The organism is Ruegeria sp. HKCCD7559, assembly GCF_013110575.1.
Classification (GTDB): domain Bacteria; phylum Pseudomonadota; class Alphaproteobacteria; order Rhodobacterales; family Rhodobacteraceae; genus Ruegeria.
The window spans coordinates 435,320-461,640 of record NZ_WVQU01000001.1 but is presented as its reverse complement, the minus strand read 5'-3'; the positions used below and the strand labels follow the sequence as shown (position 1 = coordinate 461,640).

The 26,321-nt window shown below is 59.5% G+C and carries 22 protein-coding genes; 16 read left to right on the top strand and 6 right to left on the bottom strand.

The genetic code is table 11. The annotated features are described in order from the left end of the window. Positions 1 to 115 precede the first annotated feature (115 nt). Positions 116 to 1,309: a kynureninase gene (kynU, locus tag GS605_RS02280; protein ID WP_171722936.1), complete on the top strand. Its 1,194-nt coding sequence runs from the start codon at positions 116 to 118 to the stop codon at positions 1,307 to 1,309. Here the strand turns inward: kynU and GS605_RS02275 are convergent. Then, positions 1,302 to 1,880: a TetR/AcrR family transcriptional regulator gene (locus GS605_RS02275; RefSeq protein ID WP_171722935.1), complete on the bottom strand. Its 579-nt coding sequence runs from the start codon at positions 1,878 to 1,880 to the stop codon at positions 1,302 to 1,304. The genes kynU and GS605_RS02275 overlap by 8 nt on opposite strands. A 99-nt stretch (positions 1,881 to 1,979) precedes the next feature. Between GS605_RS02275 and GS605_RS02270 the strand changes: the two genes are divergently transcribed. After that, positions 1,980 to 2,444 carry a (2Fe-2S)-binding protein gene (locus GS605_RS02270; protein WP_171114974.1) on the top strand — a complete coding sequence of 155 codons (465 nt, stop codon included), beginning with the start codon at positions 1,980 to 1,982 and terminating at the stop codon, positions 2,442 to 2,444. A 3-nt stretch (positions 2,445 to 2,447) separates the two neighbouring features. Further along, a complete protein-coding gene (locus tag GS605_RS02265) occupies positions 2,448 to 4,688 on the top strand; it encodes a xanthine dehydrogenase family protein molybdopterin-binding subunit (RefSeq protein ID WP_171722934.1) in 2,241 nt (746 codons plus the stop codon). Positions 4,689 to 4,734: 46 nt separating this feature from the next. Here the strand turns inward: GS605_RS02265 and GS605_RS02260 are convergent, their stop codons facing one another. From GS605_RS02260 to GS605_RS02250, 3 genes are all read right to left on the bottom strand, one after another. After that, a complete protein-coding gene (locus GS605_RS02260; RefSeq protein WP_171631058.1) occupies positions 4,735 to 5,514 on the bottom strand; it encodes a gamma-glutamyl-gamma-aminobutyrate hydrolase family protein in 780 nt (259 codons plus the stop codon). Between the two features lie 220 nt (positions 5,515 to 5,734). Further along, on the bottom strand, positions 5,735 to 6,160 hold the full coding sequence (locus GS605_RS02255; protein WP_152458631.1) for a heme-binding protein: 426 nt from the start codon (positions 6,158 to 6,160) through the stop codon (positions 5,735 to 5,737). Positions 6,161 to 6,231: 71 nt separating this feature from the next. Continuing rightward, a complete protein-coding gene (locus GS605_RS02250) occupies positions 6,232 to 8,367 on the bottom strand; it encodes a malate synthase G (protein ID WP_171722933.1) in 2,136 nt (711 codons plus the stop codon). Between the two features lie 206 nt (positions 8,368 to 8,573). On the opposite strand from GS605_RS02250, the gene pepN reads away from it, so the two are divergent. The 7 genes from pepN to GS605_RS02215 all read left to right on the top strand — a co-directional run bounded on the left by pepN (position 8,574) and on the right by GS605_RS02215 (position 17,699). Further along, complete coding sequence (gene pepN, locus GS605_RS02245) at positions 8,574 to 11,126, top strand: aminopeptidase N (protein WP_171722932.1); 2,553 nt, start codon at positions 8,574 to 8,576, stop codon at positions 11,124 to 11,126. Then, a complete protein-coding gene (locus GS605_RS02240; RefSeq protein WP_171722931.1) occupies positions 11,123 to 11,551 on the top strand; it encodes a hypothetical protein in 429 nt (142 codons plus the stop codon). Before pepN ends, GS605_RS02240 begins: the two co-directional genes overlap by 4 nt. 129 nt (positions 11,552 to 11,680) lie before the next feature. Continuing rightward, entirely contained in the window at positions 11,681 to 12,940 is a 1,260-nt protein-coding gene (locus tag GS605_RS02235; RefSeq protein WP_245217960.1) for a hypothetical protein, read from the top strand. An 81-nt stretch (positions 12,941 to 13,021) separates the two neighbouring features. Then, entirely contained in the window at positions 13,022 to 14,533 is a 1,512-nt protein-coding gene (gene gatB, locus GS605_RS02230) for an Asp-tRNA(Asn)/Glu-tRNA(Gln) amidotransferase subunit GatB (protein WP_171722930.1), read from the top strand. 147 nt (positions 14,534 to 14,680) lie between these two features. Beyond that, entirely contained in the window at positions 14,681 to 15,937 is a 1,257-nt protein-coding gene (pepT, locus tag GS605_RS02225) for a peptidase T (RefSeq protein WP_171631047.1), read from the top strand. A gap of 80 nt (positions 15,938 to 16,017) precedes the next feature. Further along, positions 16,018 to 16,437: a DUF4177 domain-containing protein gene (locus GS605_RS02220; protein ID WP_171631043.1), complete on the top strand. Its 420-nt coding sequence runs from the start codon at positions 16,018 to 16,020 to the stop codon at positions 16,435 to 16,437. Positions 16,438 to 16,622: 185 nt separating this feature from the next. Continuing rightward, the gene (locus tag GS605_RS02215) at positions 16,623 to 17,699 is read left to right on the top strand and encodes a PLP-dependent cysteine synthase family protein (protein WP_171722929.1); all 1,077 of its coding nucleotides are present in this window, start codon (positions 16,623 to 16,625) and stop codon (positions 17,697 to 17,699) included. Positions 17,700 to 17,712: 13 nt separating this feature from the next. Here the strand turns inward: GS605_RS02215 and GS605_RS02210 are convergent, their stop codons facing one another. After that, a complete protein-coding gene (locus GS605_RS02210) occupies positions 17,713 to 17,967 on the bottom strand; it encodes a BolA family transcriptional regulator (protein WP_171631039.1) in 255 nt (84 codons plus the stop codon). 107 nt (positions 17,968 to 18,074) lie between these two features. Between GS605_RS02210 and GS605_RS02205 the strand changes: the two genes are divergently transcribed. Together GS605_RS02205 and GS605_RS02200 are read left to right on the top strand one after the other, a co-directional pair. Continuing rightward, on the top strand, positions 18,075 to 18,701 hold the full coding sequence (locus tag GS605_RS02205) for a J domain-containing protein (RefSeq protein ID WP_171631037.1): 627 nt from the start codon (positions 18,075 to 18,077) through the stop codon (positions 18,699 to 18,701). Positions 18,702 to 18,868: 167 nt separating this feature from the next. Continuing rightward, positions 18,869 to 19,423: a hypothetical protein gene (locus tag GS605_RS02200; protein ID WP_371807721.1), complete on the top strand. Its 555-nt coding sequence runs from the start codon at positions 18,869 to 18,871 to the stop codon at positions 19,421 to 19,423. Between the two features lie 160 nt (positions 19,424 to 19,583). Here GS605_RS02200 and GS605_RS02195 read toward each other — a convergent pair whose 3' ends face one another. After that, positions 19,584 to 20,471, bottom strand: coding sequence for a Hint domain-containing protein (locus GS605_RS02195; protein ID WP_171722928.1), 888 nt, complete (start codon positions 20,469 to 20,471; stop codon positions 19,584 to 19,586). A gap of 456 nt (positions 20,472 to 20,927) precedes the next feature. On the opposite strand from GS605_RS02195, the gene cobS reads away from it, so the two are divergent. From cobS to GS605_RS02175, 4 genes are all read left to right on the top strand, one after another. After that, positions 20,928 to 21,914, top strand: coding sequence for a cobaltochelatase subunit CobS (gene cobS / locus GS605_RS02190; RefSeq protein WP_152458642.1), 987 nt, complete (start codon positions 20,928 to 20,930; stop codon positions 21,912 to 21,914). Between the two features lie 121 nt (positions 21,915 to 22,035). Beyond that, positions 22,036 to 23,913, top strand: coding sequence for a cobaltochelatase subunit CobT (gene cobT / locus GS605_RS02185; protein ID WP_171167240.1), 1,878 nt, complete (start codon positions 22,036 to 22,038; stop codon positions 23,911 to 23,913). Between the two features lie 150 nt (positions 23,914 to 24,063). Continuing rightward, positions 24,064 to 25,854 carry an aminopeptidase P family protein gene (locus GS605_RS02180; RefSeq protein WP_171722927.1) on the top strand — a complete coding sequence of 597 codons (1,791 nt, stop codon included), beginning with the start codon at positions 24,064 to 24,066 and terminating at the stop codon, positions 25,852 to 25,854. A 63-nt stretch (positions 25,855 to 25,917) separates the two neighbouring features. After that, a complete protein-coding gene (locus GS605_RS02175) occupies positions 25,918 to 26,259 on the top strand; it encodes a DUF427 domain-containing protein (protein ID WP_171722926.1) in 342 nt (113 codons plus the stop codon). Positions 26,260 to 26,321 lie beyond the last annotated feature (62 nt).

The window sequence follows — 26,321 nt, the reverse complement described above, 5'->3', positions numbered from 1 at the left end:
ACCGCTTTTGAGCCAAAATGGCAAAAGACCAGTATGTCGCATCGCATGGACTCATTATCGCGGATCGACTACCTCAATAGCAATCACCGACGTTCACACGAGTTAGCGAGCCTTCATGACTGATTTTGCGGCAACCAAAGCCATGTTCGACCTGCCAGAGGGCGTCATCTATCTGGATGGCAATTCTCTGGGCCCCCTGCCGAAATCGGCCGGTGCCCGAGTGCAACGGATGCTGACGGACGAATGGGGCCAGATGCTGATCACCGGATGGAACAAGGCTGGTTGGATGGCCCTGCCCACCGCGCTTGGTGACCGGATTGGCCGCCTGATCGGAGCTGAGCCCGGCAGTGTGGTGACCGGAGACACCTTGTCGATCAAGGTCTATCAGGCCGTGGCCTCGGCCCTTGAACTGAATCCGGATCGCAAAGTGGTTCTGTCCGACAACGGCAACTTTCCTTCGGACCTGTATATGGCGGATGGCTTGCTACGCTCGCTTGGGGACGCGTATGAGTTGCGCGTCGTTGATCCCGAAGCCGTGGCCGGCGCAATCACCGAAGAGGTCGCTGTTCTTATGTTGACCGAGGTGGATTATCGCTCGGGTCGGATGCACGACATGAAGGCACTGACCGAACTGGCGCATGCCAACGGCGTGATAACAGTCTGGGATCTGGCCCATTCTGCGGGGGCCATCCCGGTGGACCTTTCAGGGTGCAACGCCGATTTCGCAGTCGGGTGCACGTACAAATACCTCAACGGCGGCCCCGGCGCGCCGGCCTTCATCTATGTCGCGCCGAGGTTGGCGGAACACGCACGCCCCGCCCTGTCCGGATGGCTGGGGCACGAAGCGCCGTTTGCCTTCGATCTCGACTACCGCCCCGGCAGCGGCATTGAACGGATGCGGGTGGGAACGCCCCCCATCATCCAGATGACGGCCTTGTCGGCTGCGATGGATATCTGGGATCTGGCGGACATGACCGACGTCCGGGCCAAATCGATTGAACTGACCGAGCTTTTCATAGAACGCGTCGAGGCAACCTGCCCGGATCTGCAACTGGCCAGCCCCCGTGATCCGCAGCAGCGTGGCAGCCAGATCTCGTTCCGTTTCAAGGAAGGGTATGCCGCCATGCAGGCCCTGATCGCCCGAGGCGTGATCGGAGATTTTCGAGCACCCGACATAATGCGGTTCGGCTTTACACCTTTGTATATCGACGAAGGCGATGTCGAACGCGCCGTCGGGATTATGGCCGATATCATGCAGAATCGCCTGTGGGACACGCCCGAATACAGGATCCGTCAGCGCGTTACCTGACTTCGAGTCCGGCGCCGAAAAGGGCCGCGACCTGTGCGACCTGCTGTTCATAGAGTTCGGCGCCGGCGCCAATCAGCTTCAGCCCTTTGAGCGTGGCCGTGATCGTCCGACCGGTCTCTGCCGCGTCAGCCAGCAGGCGAACCCGGCCCGCCTTTTCCTGTTGCGTCAGCCAGTCCGCATAGAGCGCGGCCAGCCTGGCCTCACCCGCCGCGATGATTTCCCCAGACAGCGATTTTGTGTTGTCGAGCATTTCAAGCCCGTGGGGCGAGGCCAGAATTTTTGCCATCCCCTCGGTCTGCGCCTGAATTGCGCGGGTCAGAACCTCGGGCACCGCCCCCTGCGTCGCCAGCGCTTCGGCCACCGCAACGCTCTTTTCGGCATAGTACAGCTCGGTCAGCTTGCTGACGATCGCCTCTTTGTTCTTGTAATGCAGATACACCGCCGGCCGGGACATCCCCGCGCCGCGCGCGATGTCGTCCATCGAGGTCTTTTTATATCCATAAGTGGAAAACGCCTGAAACGCCGAGTTCAGGATCGCCTGTTGCCGTGAGCCGTCACCATTGTCTTTCATATTCGAAGCCCTGACATTTTTTGTTCAATTTGTCAATTGACATCCTGACACTTTCCTACAATTATGTCAGAAACCAGCCACAGCAACACGAGGTGCGCCATGGCGACGACCCTGAAGATCAACGGCAAGCAACATCAGGTGGATCTGCCTGATGACGTCCCCCTTCTTTGGGTTCTGCGGGACGAGGTCGGGCTGACCGGCACCAAGTTCGGCTGCGGCGTGGCCGCATGCGGGGCCTGCACCGTGCATATCGATGGCGAGGCCGTGCGCTCCTGCCAGGTGGCGCTTTCGGATGTCTGGGGTGACGTGACCACGATCGAAGGGCTCGGCTCGCCGGACGCGCTGGCCACGATCCAACAGGCCTGGATTGATCATCAGGTCGCGCAGTGCGGATACTGCCAGTCGGGCCAGATCATGCAGGCCGCGGCATTGCTGGCGGAAAACCCGGACCCCTCTGACGCAGACATCGACGAAGCGATGCAGGGCAACCTGTGCCGCTGCGGCACCTATCCCCTTATCCGCGCAGCAATCCATGACGCGGCATCCAAGCTGAAGGAGGCGTAAGCAATGGCTTCCGTTGGAAAAATCCTCCGCCGTACGTTCCTGATCGGCTCTGCCGCGATCGTTGGCGGCGTGGCCTTCGGGGCCTATTACGTTACCCGCCCCGCGGCCAACCCCTTGAAACCCCGGGAAGGAGAGGCAGCACTGAACCCGTTTGTGCTGATTGACCAGAACGGCGTCACATTGTTCGCGCCCCGCGCGGAAATGGGTCAGGGCGTCCGAACCACATGGGCCGCGCTGATCGCCGAGGAACTGGATGTCGATCTGGATCAGATCACCGTTCTGCACGGCCCCGCTGCGGCGGCCTATTACAACTCGGCCCTTGTAGGCGAAGGATTGCCGAACAAGGGGTACGATATCTCGAATTTCCAGCACAATCTGGGCGAGGCACTGGGTGTTCTGGGCAAGACGCTCAGCCTGCAAGTCACGGGTGGCTCGACCTCGATGAAAGATGGGTTCGACCGGATGCGGCAAGCCGGTGCTTCGGCCCGTGAAACACTCAAACGCGCTGCTGCAGACCGGTTGGGCGTCGACCCCTCGGATCTGAAAACGGCGTCAGGTCATGTCATTGCCCCCAACGGCGACAAGATCGCCTATTCAATGCTTGCCGAGGATGCCGCCGGGCTGGAACCCGTTGAGGTACCGTTGCGAGATCCGTCTGAATGGCGCTATCTGGGCCGAAGCCAACCGCGTCTCGACATGGTGGGCAAGGCGACAGGAACCGCTGAATTCGGCGTCGATGTCCGCCTGCCGGGCATGAAATTCGCCAGCGTCAGAATGAACCCCAAACTGGGCGGCGCGATGAACGGCTTTGACGACAGCGACGCAAGATCCATGCCCGGGGTTGAGAAGGTCGTCGATCTGGGCACAGGCGTGGCGGTGATCGCAAGCAACACATGGTTGGCCAATCAGGCAGTCGAGGCCATTGATATTGATTGGGGCGACGCGCCCTATCCGCCGGAAACCGAAGACATCTTTGCCAGGATCGCCGAGGCGTTTGGCGACGCACCGAACTCGACCATGCGCGACGACGGCGATGTCAGCGCGAGCCCGGAAAACGCCACTAAAATCACCGCCGAGTATCGCGTGCCCTATCTGGCCCATGCAACGATGGAGCCAATGAATGCCACCGCGCTCTACACGGGAAATGCGTTGGAACTCTGGTGCGGCAATCAGGCCCCCACACTTATTCAGTTCCGCGTTGCCAACACTGCCGGTCTGGATACCGAAGCCGTCCAAATCCACACCACCTATCTGGGTGGCGGGTTTGGTCGCAGGGGCGAACTGGATTTCGGCGAAATCGCTACCAAGGTTGCCATGGCCATGCCCGGCACACCGGTTCAGACAACCTGGAGCCGCGAAGAGGACATGCGTCACGACTATTTCCGCCCCGGCGCCATCGCCCGGATGCGCGGCGCGGTTCAGGACGGCAAGGCCGTGCTCATTGACGGGAAGGTCGCGGCCCAATCTCCGACCCAACAGGCGGTCGAGCGCTACACCGGGTTCCCCGGCGGCGGCCCTGACAAGGTGCTGGTCGAAGGATTCTTCAACCAGCCCTACGCGGTACCGAATTACCGCATGAGCGGCCACATTGCTGATTTGGCTGTTCCCGTGGGGTTTTGGCGCTCGGTCGGCAACAGCCATAACGGCTTTTTTCACGAGACATTCATGGATGAGATGGCTCATGCCGCAAGCCGTGACCCGCTGGAGTTCCGGCTGGACCTGATGAAGAACGAACACGCGCCGTCGGCGGGATGTTTGGAAGCCGTGAAGGACATGTCAGGCTGGACGGGTCAAACGACCGAAGGCGTCGGCCGGGGCGTGGCCTTCACATACAGCTTCGGCACCCCGGTGGCCCAGGTCATCGAAGTGGTCGACGAAAACGGCACCATCCGCATCAGCAAGGCCTGGATTGCCTGCGACATGGGGCTGGCGCTGGACCCGGAAAACGTCAAGGCACAGATGTTCGGCGGCATGATGTACGGCCTGTCTGCCGCATGTTTCGGCGAGATCACCTTTGCGGAAGGCGAAGTCGAGCAGTTCAACTTCCCCGACTATGACGCGATGCGGATGCACACAGCCCCGCAGGTCGAGGTGCGCGTGCTGGAAACCAATCGGCATATGGGCGGTGCGGGCGAGCCCGGAACACCGCCTTCGATGCCGGCACTCGGCAATGCGCTTTTCGACCTGACGGGCAAGCGCGCCCGTTCGCTTCCGCTGATCAATCAGTTCAACCTGCTGGTCTGATCGCACGGCACCGGCCCGATTTCCCCCTCGTCGGGGCCGGTGTCATTCAGGCAGATTTTTGAACTGCCTGATGAACCGTTCCGGCGGCCCATCCACGCACCGCATCACCGAAGGCTTCGAACAGGGGGCGCGAGACCGGGTCATTGATCGCGTCCCATTCCGGATGCCATTGAACCGACAGGGTAAAGCCGGGCGCATCCTTTATGTAGATCGCTTCGGGCGTCCCGTCCGGTGCATGGCCATCAATGACCACGCGCTGCCCAATCGTTTTGATGCCCTGACCGTGCAAGGTGTTGGTCATGACCTCGGTTGCGCCGAACAGTTTGTGGAAAACGCCGCCGTTTTCCAGTGTCACCACATGACGCAGGGCAAACTTTTCCTCCAGGGTTCCATCGGGCGGCATCCGGTGGTTCATCCGCCCCGGCAGATCGCGTATCTCGGGATAAAGCGTTCCGCCCATGGCAACGTTGACTTCCTGAAACCCCCGGCAGATGCCCAAAAACGGCTGCCCCCTTTCAACGCAGGCCCGAACCAACGGCAGAGTTATGGCGTCTCGTGCCCGGTCGAATTCGCCATGTGCATCGGTTGCAGGTTCCCCGTATTCTTCCGGGTGCACGTTCGGGCGACCGCCGGTCAGCAAAAAGCCGTCACAGACCTCCAGCAACTCATCGACTGACACGTAACGCGGATCTGCGGGTATCAACAACGGAAGACATCCTGACACGTTGGCCACGGCATCCGAATTCATCGTTCCCCCAGCATGTGTGGGGTATTGATCGTTCATGAGGTACGAGTTGCCGATGATACCGACGACAGGCCGAGACATTCCGCTTTCCCTGCTGTTGTTGTGCCTGTCAAGGAAGCTAGCGGCAGCGGTTTTAACGTGCAAGAATACACGCCCTGCATGAAAGCGCAGGGACGTGTTCGAAGACGCACTGTACGTTCTGGCCCGCCCCGCTTAATTGGAAAAATTTTCCAACGAACATCTGCGCGATGGAAAATATTTCCCCACTCAGCGGGAAAGACGTATAAATACAACGCTCTTGTTAAATCTCGCCGATCAGGCCGGCTGCCTCGATCCCCGCCATTGCGGCCAGCGCATCATTGTCTGATGTGTCTCCGGTAACCCCAACGGCGCCGATCACGGCCCCCTTGCGATCACGCAACAGCACGCCACCCGGAACAGGCACGACCTGACCACCATAGACGCCATTTACAGAGGCCATGAAATAGGCCTGTGTTTCAGCGCGCTGCATCTGCGCGGTGCCCGCCATTCCCAGCATGACCGACCCATAGGCCTTGCCCTGTGCAATCCCGAACCGGCCCGGTGCTGCACCATCCTCGCGCTCGAACGCAATGACATGCCCACCGGCGTCCAGAACCACGACTGAGAGCGGCTTCAACTCCATCTCTCGGCCCTTTTCCAGGGTTTTGCGGATGATGGTGCGGGCCTTGCGTAGGGAAACTGACATCTGAAGGTCCTCTCGTCAGATTGAAGTTCGACGAAGCCCGCAAACGATTGGTCTGTGGGCTGTTGTCGGTGTTATCTTTGGCTGGCTTTCAATTCCAGACGGCGCGCATGCAGGACCGGCTCGGTATAGCCCGAGGGCTGAACCCGGCCCTTGAACACCAGATCGCATGCGGCCTGAAAGGCGATACCGTCAAATCCCGGCGCCATCGGTGTGTAATTCGGATCGTCTTCATTCTGGCGATCCACGACGGCGGCCATCTTTTGCAGTGCGGCCATGACCTGAGCTTCATCCACGATGCTGTGATGCAGCCAGTTGGCCAGTGCCTGCGACGAAATCCGACACGTCGCGCGGTCTTCCATCAGGCCGACATCGTTGATGTCGGGCACCTTAGAACAGCCCACGCCCTGATCGACCCAACGCACGACATAGCCGAGGATACCCTGCGCGTTGTTTTCAAGTTCACGCGTGATTTCCTCGTCACTCAGATTGCGTCCAGCCAGCAAGGGGATGGTCAACAGATCCTTCAACGTACCACGTGCGCCGCCTGCGGCCAGCTCGTCCTGACGGGCCAGCACATCGACCTTGTGGTAATGCGTTGCGTGCAGGGTCGCGGCCGTGGGCGACGGCACCCAGGCACATGTCGCTCCGGCCATGGGGTGGCCGATCTTGGCCTCAAGCATATCGCCCATGCGATCCGGCATGGCCCACATGCCCTTGCCGATCTGCGCCTTGCCCTTCAGGCCACAGGCCAGACCAATATCGACATTGCGATCTTCATAGGCCGCAATCCATGGCGTATTCTTGATGTCGCCCTTGGGCAGCATCGGACCGGCCTCCATCGAGGTATGAATTTCGTCGCCGGTCCGGTCCAGGAAACCCGTATTGATAAAGGCGACGCGTGATTTTGCGGCGCGAATGCACTCTTTGAGGTTGACCGAGGTGCGGCGTTCCTCATCCATGATGCCCAGCTTCACCGTGTTGCGCGGCAGGCCCAGAATGTCTTCGACCATGTCGAATATCTCGACCGAGAACGCAACTTCCTCGGGCCCGTGCATCTTGGGCTTCACCACATAGACAGAGCCCTCGACAGAATTGCCCCCGTCCTGTTTCAGGTCGTGCATGGCGATCAGGGTGGTGCACAGAGCATCCATCAAGCCTTCGCCGATCTCGCGCCCTTCTGCGTCAAGCACGGCCGGGTTGGTCATCAGGTGACCCACGTTGCGCACCAGCATCAGGGACCGGCCTTTCAGCTTGGCCTGATCACCCGACGGAGTGGTAAAGCTCAGGTCCTCGGCCAGTTTCCGAGTGAACGTTGTGCCGCCCTTGGTGACCTCTTCGGTCAGGTCGCCTTTCATGAGGCCCAACCAGTTGCCATAGGCCACAACCTTGTCGGCGGCATCGACACAGGCAACCGAGTCTTCGCAATCCATGATGGTGGACAGTGCGGATTCCAACTGGACATCTGCAATGCCTGCGGGATCGGTCGCGCCTATGTTGCTTGTGGAGTCGATCATGATCTGGATGTGCAGGCCGTTGTTTTTCAACAGCACAAAGTCGGGCGTGTCCGCCGAACCGCCAAACCCGGCAAATTGAGCGGGATCGCCCAGCGCAGGGGTCAACGCACCGTCGGTGATGCCCAGTTCGGTGACATCCGCCCATGATCCCGACGCCAGAGGCACGGCATCATCCAGAAACGCCTTGGCCCATGCGATCACCCGTGCGCCGCGCGCCGCATCATAGCCACCGCTTGCCGGCAGATCCCCCATTGCATCGGTTCCGTACAGCGCATCATACAGGCTGCCCCAGCGCGCGTTGGCCGCGTTCAGGGCAAAGCGTGCATTGGTAATCGGAACAACCAGTTGCGGGCCCGGGGTCAGGGCGATCTCGGGGTCGACATTGGCCGTTTCAATCTGGAACGCGTCGCCTTCTTCGACCAGATACCCGATCTCTTTCAGGAAAGCCTCATATTCAGCGGCATCGGTGTTCTGCCCCTTTCGGGACATGTGCCACCCATCGATGCGGCTTTGGATCTCGGCCCGTTTGGCCAGCAGCTCACGGTTTTTCGGCCCCAGTTCGTCCACCATCCGCGCCATGCCGGCCCAGAACTTCTGCGAAGAGACGCCCGTGCCCGGCAGCGCCTGCGTCTCGATGAACTCAGCCAAAACCGGATCGATCTGCAGTCCGCTCAGGGTTTGTCTGTCCGTCATATTCCTGCTCTCCTGCGATTGTGCGCCATTGTATGCACTGTGACTTAGGCGGAAAGTTTCCGATAGGCAACTTTCATCCCGTCATTTGGGGCATTCGCTTTGGCTTGAAGCTGTTTCAAAAACCTCAAGGCAATGGCAGGGCCGGTTGCAGCGCCCGAACGAAGCCCCTAACGTCGCGCCAGTCCCGAACAGATACGAGGCCCAAGATGCGCGACGCTGCCCCCACCACGATCTACCTGAAAGACTACACACCGTTTGGCTATCTGGTGGACAGCGTGCACCTGACTTTTGATCTGGACGCGCACGCCACGCGCGTCACCTCGCGCATTGCGTTCCGGCCCAATCCTGACGCAACCGACCGCACCTTCTTTCTGCACGGGGAAGAACTGAACTTGATCCGCGCCGCCATTGACGGGGCCGAGATCACGCCAGACGTGACCGACAAAGGACTAACCGCAGATGTCCCGGACGCCCCGTTCCTGTGGGAAGCCGAGGTTGAAATCGACCCCGGCAACAATACCGCGCTGGAAGGTCTGTACATGTCGAACGGCATGTACTGCACCCAGTGCGAGGCCGAGGGGTTCCGCAAGATCACCTTCTATCCCGACCGGCCAGACGTGATGTCCACCTTCACCGTTCGGATCAATGGCGACCTGCCGGTTCTGCTGTCGAACGGCAACCCGTCGGGCAAGGGTGAAGGCTGGGCCGAATGGGTCGATCCATGGCCAAAACCCGCCTATCTGTTCGCTCTGGTCGCCGGAGACCTGATTGCACATCCCGGTCAGTTCACCACCAGATCAGGTCGCACCGTCGAACTGAACCTCTGGGTCCGTCCCGGAGACGAGGGCAAATGCGCTTTCGGCATGGAGGCGTTGAAGAAGTCGATGAAATGGGACGAGGATGTCTATGGCCGTGAATACGATCTGGACGTCTTCAACATCGTGGCCGTCGATGACTTCAACATGGGCGCGATGGAAAACAAGGGGCTGAACATCTTCAACTCGTCGGCCGTTCTCGCCAGTCCCGAAACTTCGACCGACGCCAATTTCGAACGGATCGAGGCGATCATCGCGCATGAGTATTTCCACAACTGGACCGGCAACCGCATCACCTGCCGCGACTGGTTCCAGCTGTGCCTCAAGGAAGGTCTAACAGTTTTCCGGGATGCGCAATTCACCTCGGACATGCGCTCGGCCCCGGTAAAGCGCATCCACGATGCCATAGACCTGCGTGCCCGGCAGTTCCCCGAGGACAACGGGCCGTTGTCGCATCCAGTGCGCCCAGAAAGCTTTCAGGAGATCAACAACTTCTACACCGCCACCGTCTATGAGAAGGGCGCCGAGGTGATCGGCATGCTGAAACGGTTGGTCGGGGATGCGGCCTATGCCAAGGCGCTTGATCTGTATTTTGAACGCCATGACGGTCAGGCCTGCACGATCGAGGACTGGCTGAAGGTTTTCGAAGACACCACCGGGCGCGATCTGACACAATTCAAACGTTGGTACAGCCAGTCGGGCACTCCGCGCCTCAGGGTTCAGGAAGACTGGGCCGACGGCACCTATACACTTACGCTGAAACAGCGAACCGATCCCACGCCGGGACAGGATGAGAAACTGCCTCAGGTCATCCCGGTTGCAGTCGGCCTGATTGGGCCAAACGGCGATGAGGTTCGCGCGACCGAAGTGCTGGAACTGACGCAGGCCGAACAGAGCTTTGCGTTCACTGGCCTGGCGGCGAAACCCACAGCATCGATCCTGCGCGATTTCTCGGCACCTGTCATTCTGGAACATGACCAGTCGAACGCGGAACGCGCGTTTCTTCTGGCGCATGACACGGACCCGTTTAACCGTTGGCAGGCAGGACGGGATCTGGCGCAGGACACCCTGATGCGGATGATCCTTAAGGATGCGGCACCGGATACCGATTACCTTGACGGCGTGTTGACTGTGCTGCGCAATGACGAACTGGACCCGGCCTATCGTGCGTTGATGCTGGGATTGCCGACACAATCGGAATTGGCAGCGGCCCTGCACGACCGTGGCCACACGCCCGACCCTATGGCGATCTGGACCGCAGTGGAAACGTTGCGGCAGGCAACAGCCCAGACCGTACAGGATTTGCTGCCCCGCCTGCACAGTGAGGCTTTGGTGGACGTCCCCTACAGCCCGGACGCCGAGCAATCCGGTAAACGGGCACTTGGCAACGCCGCGCTGGCACTGACCTCTCGTCTGGACGGCGGGGCGATGGCGGCCGAGATGTACGACACGGCAGACAACATGACATTGCAACTGACGGCATTGTCTTGCCTTTTACGCGCCCGCAAGGGTGAGGCGCAGCTGGATGCCTTCTACGACCAGTGGCAGCATGACCGGTTGGTCATGGACAAGTGGTTTGGCCTGCAAGTCGCGATGGCAGCACCCGAGGCGACACCCGCAATTGCCGCGACCCTGACCGAGCATTCCGATTTCAACTGGAAAAACCCGAACAGGTTCCGCGCCGTCATGGGGGCCTTGGCGATGAACCACGCAGGGTTCCACCAGCCGGATGGCGCCGGATACGCCCTGCTGGCCGACTGGCTGATCCGTCTGGACCCGGTAAACCCACAGACCACGGCCCGAATGTGCTCGGCGTTCCAGACCTGGAAACGGTATGATCCGGATCGTCAGGCCCTGATGCGTGCGCAGCTTTCCCGCATCGCGGAAACACCGAACCTGTCGCGGGACACGACCGAAATGGTGTCCCGCATCCTCGGCGCATGACGCCTTACAGCTTTGCCCGCAGCAACCGGAATTTGCGAACGCTGGCCATCCTGGCCGGCGTTTATGCGGCGTTGCTGACGCTGGTTGTCCTGTTTGACGCGGCCTGGTGGATCACGGGGCTGCTGTCTTTGGCCACCCTGCCCGCACTTTGGGACGTGGTTCAGAACACCAGCGCAGGCATGCAATTGGATCAGGATGCGCTAAGCTGGTTCACGGGGAACCGGCAGGCAGAGGTCGCGCTGCGCGACATCGACCATTTCCGCTTTGACACCCGTTGGGATTTCTCGGTTCGAGTGTCGATCGTTTTGCATTCCGGCAAACGAATCCGTCTGCCGGATGAGTCGCTGCCGGCGCATCTGGATTTGGAAACCCTTCTGAAACAAGCCGGATTTCGCGTAGAACGGCATCATTTCACTGTTTTCTGAAACACTGAACCCATGAATGGTGAATTGGACACGAAAAGAAGAAATTAATCGGCAATTTACTTGATTTGAACCCGATATCCCGCCAGACTTCGGTGTCAGTTATACGTTTTTACAGTTTTGAGTATCGCCATGTTTCGGTCGCTAAGGGCACTGTTCGCCCCATCCACAGCTACTCCTACAAATGTTTCAGCAGATCTGTGCGCGACAAAATCCGCGCTTGCGGCCGCCTTGCCCGAGCAGGGTCAGCTGAATATTCCCGTCGCAAAATCCGACCGCGATGATCTGATCGGACATTCCACGATCGAACATGGCCGCTATCTCGCCCGGCAGGACCGCTGGGCAGAGCTGTCGCAGGAAATGCGCGTGGCTGATCAGGATCGCGCCGCCGTTGCGGATGGTATGCCGGTGGCCGATCTGCTGGCGTTCGGTGCCAGGTCTGACGTTGTTCTGGCCGCTGAACATGCGCTCTCGGATGGCGCGGCCATCTCGGATTACGACCTGTTGGGTGGCATCTCGGAACTTGAAGGCGAGATGGCAGACAACCCCTATGACCCGATGATCGCCACCGTCGTTGCCCTTGCCCATATCGATCTGGCGTGGGCATGGCGCGGAACGGCCTCGGACGCGACGCTGCCACCTTTGCACCGGTCACGCTGCGCCGCGCATTTCGACCGGGCCGCAGCAATCCTGCCCAAATGCAGAAAGGATGCTCCCGACAGCCCCCTGATTGCAGCGACCGGATGTGCGCTGCTGGCTGGTCAGCGCAAATCCAACGCGCGGGTGGCCGAAGAATATGAACGGCTGATCACGCTGGATCCATGCAATCAGCGCCACATGCGCGCGATGGGCAGCCACCTTCTGCCCCGGTGGTTCGGCAGCTACGAAGAGCTGGAGTTGCAAGCCTTGCGTACAGCCGCCAGGACACAGGATATCTGGGGCGCGGGCGGATACACATGGGTTCAGTTCGACGCCATCGCATTGGACGAAGAGGCCTGTGCCCGCGTCGATATCGAGTATTTCCTTGAGGGTCTGCGTGATATCCTGCGCCTGCGGCCCGATCAGCAGATGATCAACATGCTGTCATCCTACTGCGCGATCACCGTCCAGAACGGATTTGGCCTGAACGATCAGGCCGACCTTGTCCGTTCGCAGATGCGCGACACGGCAAACCGGCTTATCCGCGATCACCTGACGGAATTGCACCCGTTGATCTGGGCGCATGCGGCCAACGGTTTCAACAATTCCGTCCGCATAAACTCGCCCGAACGATTTGCAGCGCGCGGTCAGCGCGATGCCTTGCGCGCCATCTCGGATCTGTTCCGGGAAGAACTGCGCAGCGGTATGGATGTGACATTCACACCGTCGGGCCTGCGGTTTTCCCAGAACTGAACACGACAGGATTCCCCCTTGCCCCTAAGCCCTGCCGGGCCTAATACGCAGGCTTAGACTTCTGCGGAAATGAGGCGCGCCATGCTCGATCTGACATACGAAATGCCCAAACCCAAAACCATTGCCGGGGCCAAGCACGATTGGGAACTGGTGATCGGGATGGAGGTGCATGCTCAGGTCTCATCCAATGCCAAGCTGTTTTCGGGTGCATCCACCCAATTCGGGGCCGAGCCGAATTCAAACGTGGCCTTCGTGGACGCGGCGATGCCGGGGATGCTGCCGGTGATCAATGAATACTGCGTGGAACAGGCGGTGCGCACCGGGCTGGGCCTGAAAGCGGATATCAATCTGAAATCGGCCTTTGACCGCAAGAATTATTTCTACCCCGACCTGCCGCAAGGGTATCAGATTTCCCAGTTGTATCACCCGATCGTGGGCGAAGGCGAAGTGCTGGTCGAACTGGGCGACGGTACCGCGCGCAAGGTGCGGATCGAGCGTATCCACATGGAACAAGACGCGGGCAAGTCGATCCACGACATGGATCCGCATATGTCCTTCGTCGACCTGAACCGCACCGGTGTCTGCCTGATGGAGATCGTCAGCCGCCCCGACATCCGCGGGCCGGAAGAGGCCGCGGCCTATATCGCCAAGCTGCGTCAGATCATGCGTTACCTGGGCACCTGCGACGGCAACATGCAGAACGGCAACCTGCGGGCCGATGTGAACGTCTCGATCTGTTTGCCCGGCGCCTATGAGAAGTATCAGGAAACACAGGATTTTTCGCATCTGGGCACGCGCTGCGAGATCAAGAACATGAACTCGATGCGCTTCATCCAGCAAGCGATCGAGGTCGAAGCCCGCCGTCAGATCGCCATCGTCGAAGGTGGTGGCAAGGTCGAGCAGGAAACCCGTCTGTATGACCCGGACAAGGGTGAAACCCGTTCGATGCGGTCCAAGGAAGAAGCGCATGATTACCGCTATTTCCCCGACCCCGACCTGCTGCCGCTGGAGATCGAACAAGCATGGGTCGATGATATCGCCGCCAGGCTGCCCGAGCTGCCGGACGAGAAAAAGGCGCGTTTCATCAATGAGTTCGGCCTGACCGACTATGACGCATCAGTGCTGACCGCCGAGGTCGAATCCGCCGCCTATTTCGAGGAAGTGGCCAAGGGCCGTAACGGAAAACTGGCGGCGAACTGGGTCATCAACGAGCTGTTCGGCCGCCTGAAGAAAGACGACCGCGACATCACCGACTCGCCGGTTTCGCCCGCGCAGCTGGGCGGGATCATCGACCTGATCGCCTCGGACGCGATTTCGGGCAAGATCGCCAAAGAGCTGTTCGAGATCGTCTATACCGAAGGCGGCGACCCGGCGCAGATCGTCGAAGAGCGCGGCATGAAGCAGGTGACCGACACCGGCGCGATCGAGGCCGCGCTGGACGAGATCATCGCCGCCAACCCGGCGCAGGTCGAGAAGGCCAAGGTGAACCCGAAACTGGCGGGCTGGTTCGTGGGTCAGGTCATGAAAGCCACCGGCGGCAAGGCGAACCCGAAAGCCGTCAACGAACTGGTCAGCAAGAAGCTGGGCTCGTAAACCTTTCGTTTTGTACAAGCCGGCCGGCAATCTTTGGCGGGTTTGTACAATCCGATTTCTCACAAAATCTCAAGACTTGGGGTCAAGCCATCGGCTTGACTTCCTGCTGTTTGGGCCCTTTCCTCCGCAACAGAGAGGTGAGGTATTATGCAAAGCAGATTTGATCAGGAACTCGAAGACCGGCTGGTGCGCTATGCCGCCATCGACAGTCAAAGTGACGAGACATCCCCGACGACCCCGAGCACTCAGATTCAGTTCGACATGCTGAACCTGTTGCGCGATGAGCTGATCCAGATCGGCGCGCAGGATGTTGAGATGACGGGCGACAGTGTTGTCGTCGCGACCATTCCCGGAACGGCGCCGGGGCCGACCGTGGGCTTTCTGGCCCATGTCGATACAGCCCCTCAGTTCAACGCAACCGGCGTCAAGCCGCGGGTGATCAAGGGCTACAACGGTGGCGACATCACCTTTCCGGACAACCCGGATCTGGTTCTTTCTCCGGAAGACCACCCCTATCTGGCCGAAAAGATCGGCCACGACCTGATCACTGCGTCGGGCACAACCCTGCTGGGCGCGGACGACAAGGCCGGTGTATCGATTCTGATGACGATGGCGCGGCACCTGATCGAAAATCAGGATGTTCCACATGGTCCGATTCGTATCGCGTTCACTCCGGATGAAGAGATCGGCCGGGGTGTCACGGAACAACTTCCCCAGGATCTGGGCGTGGATTTTGCTTATACGCTGGATGGGCAGCAAGTGGGTGAGATCGAGTATGAAAGTTTCTCGGCCGACCGCGCCGTGATCCGGATCGAGGGTGTTTCGATCCATCCCGGCCTGGCCAAGGAAAAGATGGTGAACGCCACGCATCTGGCGGCAAAGATCGTACAGACATTGCCTCAGGCCACCATGACGCCGGAAACCACGGACGGGCGCGAAGGCTTCATCCATGTCACTGACATGAACGGCGGATCATCCGAGATGGAGATCAAGCTGATCCTGCGTGATTTCGAGATGGACGGGCTGGAAGCGCAACGAAACATCGTGCGGCAGGTCTGCGCCGCCGTGCAGGCCACGGAACCGCGCGCGACCATCACCTGCGACATCAGCCACCAGTACCGCAACATGCGGTATTGGCTGGAAAACGACATGACTCCGGTCGAACTGGCGCGCGATGCGTGTCGCGAGTTGGGGGTTGAACCGCTGTCGGTACCGATTAGGGGCGGCACGGACGGATCGCGCCTGACCGAATTCGGCACCCCCTGCCCCAACATTTTCACCGGGATGCAGTGCGTTCACGGCCCGTTGGAATGGATTTCAGTGCAGGACATGGCGTTGGCGACGGAACTGTGCCTGTCGGTTGTGGCCAAGGCGGCACAGGCCGAAGCGAATGGTCAGAGGTGAATTCCGCCGGATGAGCAAGGGCCCTTTCACCCGGGGGGCAGCGTGTTAAGTTGGCGCGGAAACGCATTTAGGAACAGTAGATGAAGCGCTACGAATACAAGGTCATCCCCGCCCCGCAAAAAGGTGTCAAAGCCAAAGGCGTGAAAACGGCCGAGGGCCGCTTTGCCGTCTCGGTCGAGCAACTGCTGAATCAGTTGGGGCAGGATGGCTGGGAATACCAGCGGGCCGAGTTGCTGCCCAGCGAAGAACGCTCGGGTCTGACCGGATCGACCACGAACTGGCGCAATGTGCTGGTGTTCCGCCGCGTGGTGGAAGAGGAAGTCGATGCCTCGTGGGTCGGCGCAGTACCTGAGATGGATGACACCCCGCTGGCCCAGCCGATTCCGGGCCCCGACGAGGTACAGGCCCCAAAACCTATTGCCGCAGAGGCGGACGAGCCGCCTTTGTCGTTGAAGCGGTCTGATGACGCCGCTGATGAAAGCGACCCTTCAAAAACATAGGCTTGGGGGCTGGTACGACCGCCAGAGCGATTGCAAATGCCCTGTGGCCTTGTGCAGGACATCCGTGTTCGCTCTGACATACGTCAAGTCGAGCCGGGACGGCCCAACCACATTGGAAAGCAATAAGGGCTACACCCTCGGGAAATCTGTGGCATGTTAGCCGGATATTCTGGAGGGACATCGAAATGGCTATTCGACAGACACAAGGGCGGACACGCCTGTATGACAGCATTCTCGACACGGTCGGTGACACGCCCTGCATTCGGGTCAATCGGATCGCGCCCGAGCATGTGACCGTCTATGTGAAATTCGAGGCCTTCAACCCGGCAGGCTCGGTCAAGGACAGGCTGGCGCTGAACATCATCGAGGCGGCGGAACGTGACGGGCGGCTGAAGCCCGGACAAACCGTTGTCGAAGCGACATCCGGCAACACCGGGATCGGGCTGGCCATGGTGTGCGCGGCCAAGGGATACCCTCTGGTCGTGACGATGGCCGAGAGCTTCTCGGTCGAACGGCGAAAGCTGATGCGGTTTCTGGGCGCCAAGGTTGTTCTGACCCCGAAGGCGCAAAAAGGGTTCGGCATGTATACCAAGGCCAAGGAACTGGCCGAGGAAAACGGATGGTTCCTTGCCAGCCAGTTCGAGACCGCAGCCAATGCCGATATTCACGAGAACACGACTGCCCGGGAAATTCTTGCGGATTTCGAAGGGCAACGGCTGGATTATTGGGTGACGGGCTATGGGACCGGCGGCACCGTTTCGGGCGTTTCGCGTATACTGCGGAAAGAGCGGCCCGACACCAGGATCATCCTGACCGAACCGGCAAATGCCGCAATAGTATCATCAGGTTACGTCAATACGCGCAACGCTGACCATCAGCCGACCGAAAGCCACCCCGATTTCGAGCCCCACCCGATTCAGGGCTGGACACCGGATTTCATCCCCTGGGTTCTTCAGGAAGCCATCGACAATTCATACTATGACGAGTTGATCCCCATTCCCGGACCCGAAGGAATCGCATGGTCGCGCCGGCTTGCCGCCGAAGAAGGGATATTCACCGGGATTTCGGGCGGATCGACCATTGCGGTGGCCATGAAGCTGGCCGAATCCGCGCCGGCAGGCTCTGTCATGCTGGTCATGTTGCCGGACACCGGCGAGCGATACTTGTCGACCCCCCTGTTCGAGGGAATCGAAGAGGGCATGACGGAAGAGGAATACGCCATCTCGGCATCGACGCCGTCCGCACAGATGGAGGCGGGTTGACACGTAAAGGTCTTCAGACGCCGATATCAAGGGCCAGCGCGTGGATGCGGGGCACGATGTCGCCCAGCGCCTTGTGCACGGCACGGTGGCGGGCGACGCGGGATTTGCCTTCGAATGCGCTGGCGCGGATACGGACGTTGAAGTGGCTTTCACCACCGTCCTGATATCCCGCATGGCCGCGATGGCTTTCGCTGTCGTCGATCACGTCCAGCTCGCGCGGATCAAAGGCGGCTTGCAGGCGGGTTCGGATCTCGTCGGTCACACTCATTTTTTTGCTCAGCGGCAAAAATATTGCCGCACCCCTCTTCTACTTTCGGCTGCTTAGATTAAACTGCTGCCTCCGAGTCGAAAAGACGCGTTCTTGAGGATTAGAGCATGGCGAAATCAGACCCCTTCGGATTCGATATGTCCGTTTCCAGCGCCAAAAAGAAGAATCCGCGGGGACGCCGGGGCATGTCGGGTGCCTCTGAAACCTCGGTCCGGATCTGTGACCACGAGGGATGTGAAGAACCGGGAAAGTTCCGCGCGCCAAAAGCACCGGATGTCCTGGATGATTTTTTCTGGTTCTGCCAGCAACACGTGCGGGAATATAACCAGAAGTGGAATTTCTTTGACGGCACCACCGAGGCCGAGCTGAACGCGCAGCGATCGAAAGACAAGGTTTGGGAGCGCGAGACCAAGCCGATGGGCGACCCCGAAGCACGTGCCTGGGCCCGTTTGGGGATCGAGGATCCGCATCAGGTTCTTGGTGCCAACAGCACGCAGAACAAAGGCCGCACGACGGGTGGCGGCGGACGACGCCTGCCGCCGACCGAACGCCGTGCGATCGAGATTCTCGAGGCCAATGACAGCTGGACCAAGGCCGAGGTTCGCAAAGCGTACAAGAAGCTGATCAAAGTGCTGCATCCGGACATGAACGGCGGCGACCGTTCGCAGGAAGAGCAGTTGCAGGAAGTTGTCTGGGCCTGGGATCAGATCAAGGACAGCCGGAACTTCAAGTAAGGGTCACGGCTTTGCCTGCTTTGCGTTCGCGGCGCGCCCTGCCTGAATGGTGGGGTGCCGCGGACGACACAACCTGAAAAAACTGCGCAAGTTCCGTATGGAACCCTGTTTCATTCCACACGAAAGTGGTGGAGGATTTGGGACAGGAGTTTCCAGGGATCAGTTTCGTGCGCACATCCATTTGCCTGTTGCTCGTCTCGCTAAGCGGGCTCATCGCTGCCAGTTTCATTACGACTGACGCGGATTGGCTGTTCCTATTGGCGCTGATTTGCGTGATGGCCAGCGCAATTCTGTTCGTACGGGCCTGGTTCAGATGGCGCCGGGCCAATACATGGATCATCGTGGACGGTTCGAACGTCATGCACTGGAAAGATGGCACCCCGGATCTGGGTACGTTGAAGAAGGTCCTTGAGACTTTGAAGCGCGCAGGGTTCAAACCGGGCGTCATGTTCGATGCGAATGTCGGGTACAAAGTCGAAGGCCACTATATGGACGACCGGAAGCTGAGCCGCGCCCTGGGCTTGCGATCCAAGCAGGTCATGGTGGCCCCCGAAGGGACACCTGCGGACCCGCTGATCTTGCAGGCGGCGCGGGATAGCAAGGCACGCATCGTCACAAATGACCGGTTTCGGGATTGGGTGGACGAGTTTCCGGATGTGTTGAACGCGGATCGTCTGGTAAAAGGTGGCTTTCGCAAAGACGAGCTTTGGTTTTCGCTATAGTCAAGCAACGGTTGACCCAAGGCACAGATGTGTAAGGCCATCTCAACGGTGCTGCACTGAGAAATTGCCTATGGTAAATGGTCCCAGAGAACACATTTGAAGGGGTTTGTTGAGGCCAGGGATCAAATCAGGAGCGGTTCGGATTACAACTATCCGCGCTTTAGTCCGGGTATGAGCTTCGCAATGCAATTGCTTCCCGGCGCTTCAAACAACTTAAGCGAGTTTGTTGCGACTCTGCAGTGCCGTCACGCAATTCGGGGAACAGTGCGAGCAGTTCTTCGACGTCTTCACGACAGAAAGACTTCAGCGCTGTGTCGCCCAGAAAAAGACTTTCGCTACGTAGCCCCTGCGAGTGCAGTATCGCGTGTCGAGAGCAGGCAATGTGGTAATATGTGATGTCTTCACCTGTATGCACCTGCTGAATTGTTCCGTCATTCACCAAGTGGATTGCCGCAACAAAGACCCGATCTTGTCCGAACAACAACTCGGCGCGCCAGCCTTCCAGCATGATCCGATGTTGCGGGGACACAAAAACATCCTGGTTGGGTTGACCCTTGCAAATCGCGTCGCGCCGAATGCGAACGGGTCTAAATTTCGGTTGCAAAGCCAATGTTTGTGCACTCAGCACTTTTTTCCCGATCCACAAAATCGGCAGCGTTTTTCCACCTGACACGCAAACTCTGTCACCGATCATCAGGTTCTCGACCGGGCGTGGACCGGCCTCGGTCTCTATCAGGGTTCCAGCAACAAAACAGGGCGGATTGTTTGGATCAAGATCTCCGGTTGTGATTTGCCAGTTTCCGGTTGTCATTGGCCCGGTGGGGTTGTTGGTGTCCCAGGCATAGATTTCGGTTCCAACCTGAATAAACTCACCAGATTCGCCGGTACCTCTGTAGTTACCTTGTCCAAGATACGTGTAGGGTACGAACGGACCACCGTTGATCGAAATCGTTTGACCCGAGACAGTGGCTGGATCGGTCAAGTTTTTGACGATCAAGTCGCCTTGCCCGCTTGTGTTGACCGAATGAAGTAAGACATCAAACGACATACGTTGTATCCGCTAAGCGGGTTGGACCAAAAGGGAACTCGCAACGAACAAGTTCCTTCCGTGTGTTGACTGAACAGAACACCACGGCCCTCACAAACTCACAAAGACCGCCCAAAAAACCACATTTAGAAGTCATGTTAACGCGCCGAAGAAGCATTTCAATGATAGTATGTTAATGTTTGCATTTGAGCGAGGCGCAAAGGCCGTTGCCAGCCTTTCACCGAGGACTTCTGGGTTATGCGCAATCGGCCTCAAAGCTTGTTAACGCGAGGTGCCAAATCGTAGCGTGGTTTATCATTCTGGAATGACACCCCATGTGCAACGATAGGGCCAGTTTGCAAGAAAAACATGCGCACCTTTGGGCGCCTTTCGCTTTCCCTTGCCCTTGCCCGCAATATGTTGCACCACACACGGGTTCATACCCGGTGAACGGGCCAAAGGATAAGGACTAGGCGCATGGCTGACGGATCGATCGATATCAACGCAAAACCTACCGAGGATATCTCGGTCCGTGACGTGTTCGGCATTGACAGCGACATGGCGGTCAAGGGTTTCGCCGAGCGCAGCGACCGAGTGCCGGTGATCGATCATACCTACAAGTTCGATCCGGAAACCACGCTGGCGATTCTGGCGGGCTTTTCCCATAACCGTCGTGTGATGATCCAAGGCTATCACGGCACCGGCAAATCCACCCACATTGAACAGGTCGCTGCCCGTCTGAACTGGCCCGCCGTGCGTGTGAACCTCGATAGCCATATCAGCCGGATCGACCTGATCGGTAAAGACGCGATCAAACTGCGCGACGGCAAGCAGGTGACCGAATTTCACGAAGGCATTCTGCCCTGGGCGTTGCGCAACCCGGTTGCCATCGTGTTCGACGAATACGATGCGGGCCGCGCCGACGTGATGTTCGTGATCCAACGTGTGTTGGAGCATGACGGCAAGCTGACCCTGCTGGATCAGAACGAGATCATCACCCCGAACCCCAATTTCCGCCTGTTTGCCACCGCCAACACGGTCGGTCTGGGCGACACCACGGGTCTGTATCACGGCACGCAGCAGATCAACCAGGCGCAGATGGACCGCTGGTCGCTGGTGTCGACACTGAACTATCTGAGCCACGACGCCGAGACGATGATCGTTCTGTCGAAGGCGCCGCATTACAACACCGCCGAGGGCCGCAAGACCGTCAGCCAGATGGTCACCGTGGCCGATCTGACCCGGACCGCCTTCATGAATGGCGATCTGTCCACCGTCATGAGCCCGCGGACCGTGATCAACTGGGCCCAGAACGCCGAGATTTTCCGCAATGTGGGCTATGCGTTCCGCCTGTCCTTCCTGAACAAGTGCGATGAGCTGGAACGCCAGACCGTGGCCGAGTTCTATCAGCGCTGCTTCGATGAGGAGTTGCCTGAAAGCGCGGCGAGTGCAAGCTTGGGGTAAGCACCCGAATTGCGCCCGGAGCGGGCGCAATGCCTCCGGCGGGGATATTTTTGGCCAGATGAAGACAGATCCGTTGCTGTTTTCGACGCCGGGCAGGCCAGTACTATGAGGGCTTAAGGACATGGCACAGAAGAACGACAACCCCGCCGATCCGTTCAAGAAGGCCTTGGCCGAGGCCACCAAGGTCATGGCCGATGATCCCGAACTGTCGGTGACCTATACGGTGGACCCTTCGGGCATGACGGGCGAGTCGATGCGGTTGCCTCAGGTCTCGCGTCGGATGACGCGTGAAGAGGTGCTGTTGGCGCGTGGCACGGCAGACGCCTTGGCGTTGCATCGCAAGTATCATGACGACGCGACCCATGCGCGCTATGCGCCTCCGGGCGATATGGCGCGGGATCTGTACGAAGCGATGGAGACCGCCCGCTGCGAGGCAATGGGCGCGCGGGACATGCCGGGCACCGCCAGCAATATTGACGTCAAGATCGGGCATGAAGCAATCCGGCGTGGGTATGATCAGTGCAAGCAACCTGCCGATGCACCTTTGTCGGTTGCGGCAGGGTACTTGATCCGGCATCTGGCCACCGGGCGCGATCTGCCCCCCGCCGCAGAAAACATCATGAACCTGTGGCGTGGGTTCATTGAAGAGCAAGCGGGTGGGACGTTGGAGAATCTGGACGAGATTCTCTCGGATCAGGCGGAGTTTGCCAAATTCGCCCGTCAGGTGATCAAGGATCTGGGATATGGCGACCAGCTTGGGGATGACCCCGATGAGCTGGACGACGAGCAGGAAGACCAGGCCGAGGAAGACGCCGAGGAGCAGCCCGATCCGGACAGCACCGGTCAGGATGATCAGGACGAACAGGACGCCGACGCGACACCTGAGCAGACGCAGGAAGAGCAGCAGGATCAGTCTCAGGCCCAGGTCTCGATGGACGAAATGGCCGAAGACGAGATGGGTGACGAGGCTGAGATGCCGGATGGCGAGGCGCCTCTGGAGCCGCCTGCCCCACCGCCGGCATCCGAAGCGGACCCGGATTACAAGGTCTATCTGGACACTCATGACGAAGAGATCGCCGCTGAGGATTTAGCGGAACCGGCCGAGCTGGAACGTCTGCGGGCCTATCTGGATCAGCAGCTTGAACCGCTGAAAGGCGCGGTGTCGCGTCTGGCCAACAAGCTGCAACGCCGCTTGCAGGCGCAGCAGAACCGCAGCTGGGAGTTCGACCGCGAGGAAGGCATTCTGGACGCGGGTCGATTGGCACGTGTGGTCGCGAACCCCACCACTCCGCTGAGTTTCAAGGTCGAGAAAGACACCGAGTTCCGCGACACGGTGGTGACGCTGCTGCTGGACAATTCGGGGTCGATGCGGGGTCGTCCGATTTCGATCGCCGCCATCTGTGCCGATGTTCTGGCCCGGACGCTGGAGCGGTGCAATGTAAAGGTCGAAATTCTGGGCTTTACCACGCGGGCGTGGAAAGGCGGTCAGGCGCGCGAGGCGTGGCTAAACGATGGCCGCCCGCAACAGCCCGGCCGTCTGAACGATTTGCGACACATCATCTACAAGGGCGCGGACGCCCCTTGGCGTCGTGCGCGGCCCAATCTGGGTCTGATGATGAAAGAGGGCCTGCTGAAAGAAAACATCGATGGGGAAGCCCTGGAATGGGCCCATCGCCGGATGCTGGCACGGCGCGAACAACGCAAGATCCTGATGGTGATCTCGGACGGTGCGCCAGTCGATGATTCGACACTGAGCGTGAACCCCGCCAACTATCTGGAAAAACACCTGCGCGACGTGATCGCGATGGTTGAAAAACGCAAGATGGTCGAACTTTTGGCCATCGGCATCGGCCATGACGTGACCCGGTATTACGACCGGGCGGTGACGATTACCGATGTAGAGCAACTGGCCGGCGCGATGACCGAACAACTGGCGGCTCTGTTTGACAGTGACCCGCGGGCGCGGGCGCGTGTCATGGGGATGAGAAAGGCCGGCTGAGGCTGATCTTCTGCGCGGCGGGCGTATTTCCCCGAGGGCGACGTGTTTTTCCTTGCTGATCATCGGCCTGTTCAGACGGGGTGTTCCCGTCTGGACATTTTTTGAAATGCGCCTCAGGGTCACGCTCAAATGATGTGAATGAGGCCGCCCATGTTCCAATCCTTCGAAGTGACCGCCCGCCCGGAACAGGGGCCACCGCGGCTGGCCGCCTTGCGCGAACAGATGGTGCAAGAAGGGCTGGACGGGTTTCTGATCCCACGGGCGGATGCGCATCAGGGAGAGTATGTCGCGGCGCGCGATGAACGTCTGGCCTGGCTGACCGGGTTCACGGGCTCGGCCGGGTTTTGCGCCCCCCTGCGCGACGTGGCCGGAGTTTTCATCGACGGGCGGTATCGCACCCAGGTCAAGGCACAAGTTGCCGCAGATTTCACCCCGGTCCCCTGGCCCGAGGTAAGCCTGAGCGCCTGGCTGAAACAGCAATTGCCCAACGGCGGCAAGATCGGTTTTGACCCGTGGCTGCATGCGGCGGGGCAGATTTCCAGCACATTGAGTGATCTGGATGGATCGGGCATCGAACTGGTAAGGTGCGAAAACCTTGTGGACCGGATCTGGGCCGATCAACCCGCACCGCCGATGAACCCGGTCAAGGCGCATCCGATCGAATTTGCCGGGGAAGGTGCGGACAGCAAGATCGCCCGTCTGGCCGAAGACCTTCGGCGGGCCGGGCACAAGGCAGCGGTGATCACCCTGCCGGATTCCATCATGTGGCTGTTGAATATCCGTGGGTCGGATATCGCCTATAACCCGGTGGCCCACGGCTTTGCCATTCTTCATGCAGGTGGTCAGGTCGATCTGTTCATGGCGGCAGAAAAACTGGCCGGGGTACGGGATCATCTGTGTTCTCAGGTGACCTTGCGCGCTGTGGGCGATTTTCTGGATTCGGTTGCGGCTCTGGCCGGTCCGGTGCAGGTGGATGCCGCTTCGGTGCCTCAGATCGTGGCCGATGCGCTGGGTGACGCGATGACGGATGGCGGCGATCCCTGCGCCCTGCCCAAAGCCTGCAAGAATGCGGCTGAAATCGCGGGCAGCGCCGAGGCGCATTTGCGCGATGCGGTGGCGGTCATCGAGACGTTGTGCTGGCTGGACCAGCAGGCCCCGGGCAGCGTGACCGAAACACAGGTTGTCACCCGGCTGGAAGAAAACCGGCGTAAGGACAATGCGCTTCAGGACATCTCGTTCGATACCATTGCAGGCACGGGTCCGAATGGCGCGATCATGCATTACCGCGTGACCGAAGAGACCGACAGCCGCCTGGAAAACAGCCATATTCTGGTGCTGGACAGTGGCGGGCAGTATCTGGACGGCACCACCGACATCACCCGAACCATCGCCATCGGTGACGTCGGAACCGAGGAAAAAACCTGCTTCACCCGGGTGCTGAAGGGCATGATTGCCATGTCGATGCTGCGCTGGCCTGCGGGCCTTTCCGGGCGGGATATCGAATGTGTGGCCCGCGTGCCGCTGTGGTCTGCGGGACAGGATTTCAACCATGGGGTCGGACATGGGGTCGGCGCCTATCTGAGCGTGCATGAAGGGCCGCAACGGCTGTCCAAAGTCAGCCATGTACCGCTGCAACCCGGCATGATCCTGTCAAACGAACCCGGGTATTACCGGGAAGGCGCCTTTGGCATCCGCATCGAAAACCTTGTGGTGGTGGAAGACGCTCCTCTGCTGCCCGGTGGCGATGCCGAACGCGCGATGCTGTACTGGCGCACGCTGACCTTTGTGCCGATTGACCGCAGACTGATCTTGGTCGATATGTTGACGCCTGACGAACGCGACTGGCTGAATGCCTATCACCGCGACGTTGCGGAAAAAATCCGCCCAAGGCTGGGACATGACGCACAACTGTGGTTGGATGCCGCAACTGCCCCAATCTGACACTGGCCTGTTACATAAAACAGGCAGAGGGGTGACCCTGATACGACGACGGAAGGAAGAGGAATGGCTGAGATCACGATCCGGAAAGCGCCGGGCAAATGGACTGTCCGCTCGGGCGGTGCTATCCTGGGCGAAACGAACAACGCGCTGGAACTGCTTGAAGGCGAAAAGGATCCGGTGATCTATTTCCCGCGCAACGATATTGCGATGGCGTTTCTGGATCGGACCGACAAGGTGACCCACTGCCCCGGCAAGGGCGACGCGACGCATTTTTCCATCGTCAACAAGTCATCCGTGACCGACAACGCGGTCTGGAGCTATGAGGATCCGATTCAGGCAGTGGCCGAGATCAAGGACCATCTGGCATTCTACCCGGCTGAATCGGTGAAGGTGGAGCAGATCTAACGCCAGCCCCCGCGCCCACCTCACGCAGCTGTGGCATGCACGTGAACGGCATTTGCGGCACA

What these genes read in the sequence shown, in the direction of transcription:
- kynU (WP_171722936.1), top strand. Translation starts at nt 116, where the DNA reads ATGACTGATTTTGCGGCAACCAAAGCCATGTTCGACCTGCCAGAGGGC.
- GS605_RS02275 (WP_171722935.1), bottom strand. Translation starts at nt 1,880, where the DNA reads ATGAAAGACAATGGTGACGGCTCACGGCAACAGGCGATCCTGAACTCG.
- GS605_RS02270 (WP_171114974.1), top strand. Translation starts at nt 1,980, where the DNA reads ATGGCGACGACCCTGAAGATCAACGGCAAGCAACATCAGGTGGATCTG.
- GS605_RS02265 (WP_171722934.1), top strand. Translation starts at nt 2,448, where the DNA reads ATGGCTTCCGTTGGAAAAATCCTCCGCCGTACGTTCCTGATCGGCTCT.
- GS605_RS02260 (WP_171631058.1), bottom strand. Translation starts at nt 5,514, where the DNA reads ATGTCTCGGCCTGTCGTCGGTATCATCGGCAACTCGTACCTCATGAAC.
- GS605_RS02255 (WP_152458631.1), bottom strand. Translation starts at nt 6,160, where the DNA reads ATGTCAGTTTCCCTACGCAAGGCCCGCACCATCATCCGCAAAACCCTG.
- GS605_RS02250 (WP_171722933.1), bottom strand. Translation starts at nt 8,367, where the DNA reads ATGACGGACAGACAAACCCTGAGCGGACTGCAGATCGATCCGGTTTTG.
- pepN (WP_171722932.1), top strand. Translation starts at nt 8,574, where the DNA reads ATGCGCGACGCTGCCCCCACCACGATCTACCTGAAAGACTACACACCG.
- GS605_RS02240 (WP_171722931.1), top strand. Translation starts at nt 11,123, where the DNA reads ATGACGCCTTACAGCTTTGCCCGCAGCAACCGGAATTTGCGAACGCTG.
- GS605_RS02235 (WP_245217960.1), top strand. Translation starts at nt 11,681, where the DNA reads ATGTTTCGGTCGCTAAGGGCACTGTTCGCCCCATCCACAGCTACTCCT.
- gatB (WP_171722930.1), top strand. Translation starts at nt 13,022, where the DNA reads ATGCTCGATCTGACATACGAAATGCCCAAACCCAAAACCATTGCCGGG.
- pepT (WP_171631047.1), top strand. Translation starts at nt 14,681, where the DNA reads ATGCAAAGCAGATTTGATCAGGAACTCGAAGACCGGCTGGTGCGCTAT.
- GS605_RS02220 (WP_171631043.1), top strand. Translation starts at nt 16,018, where the DNA reads ATGAAGCGCTACGAATACAAGGTCATCCCCGCCCCGCAAAAAGGTGTC.
- GS605_RS02215 (WP_171722929.1), top strand. Translation starts at nt 16,623, where the DNA reads ATGGCTATTCGACAGACACAAGGGCGGACACGCCTGTATGACAGCATT.
- GS605_RS02210 (WP_171631039.1), bottom strand. Translation starts at nt 17,967, where the DNA reads ATGAGTGTGACCGACGAGATCCGAACCCGCCTGCAAGCCGCCTTTGAT.
- GS605_RS02205 (WP_171631037.1), top strand. Translation starts at nt 18,075, where the DNA reads ATGGCGAAATCAGACCCCTTCGGATTCGATATGTCCGTTTCCAGCGCC.
- GS605_RS02195 (WP_171722928.1), bottom strand. Translation starts at nt 20,471, where the DNA reads ATGTCGTTTGATGTCTTACTTCATTCGGTCAACACAAGCGGGCAAGGC.
- cobS (WP_152458642.1), top strand. Translation starts at nt 20,928, where the DNA reads ATGGCTGACGGATCGATCGATATCAACGCAAAACCTACCGAGGATATC.
- cobT (WP_171167240.1), top strand. Translation starts at nt 22,036, where the DNA reads ATGGCACAGAAGAACGACAACCCCGCCGATCCGTTCAAGAAGGCCTTG.
- GS605_RS02180 (WP_171722927.1), top strand. Translation starts at nt 24,064, where the DNA reads ATGTTCCAATCCTTCGAAGTGACCGCCCGCCCGGAACAGGGGCCACCG.
- GS605_RS02175 (WP_171722926.1), top strand. Translation starts at nt 25,918, where the DNA reads ATGGCTGAGATCACGATCCGGAAAGCGCCGGGCAAATGGACTGTCCGC.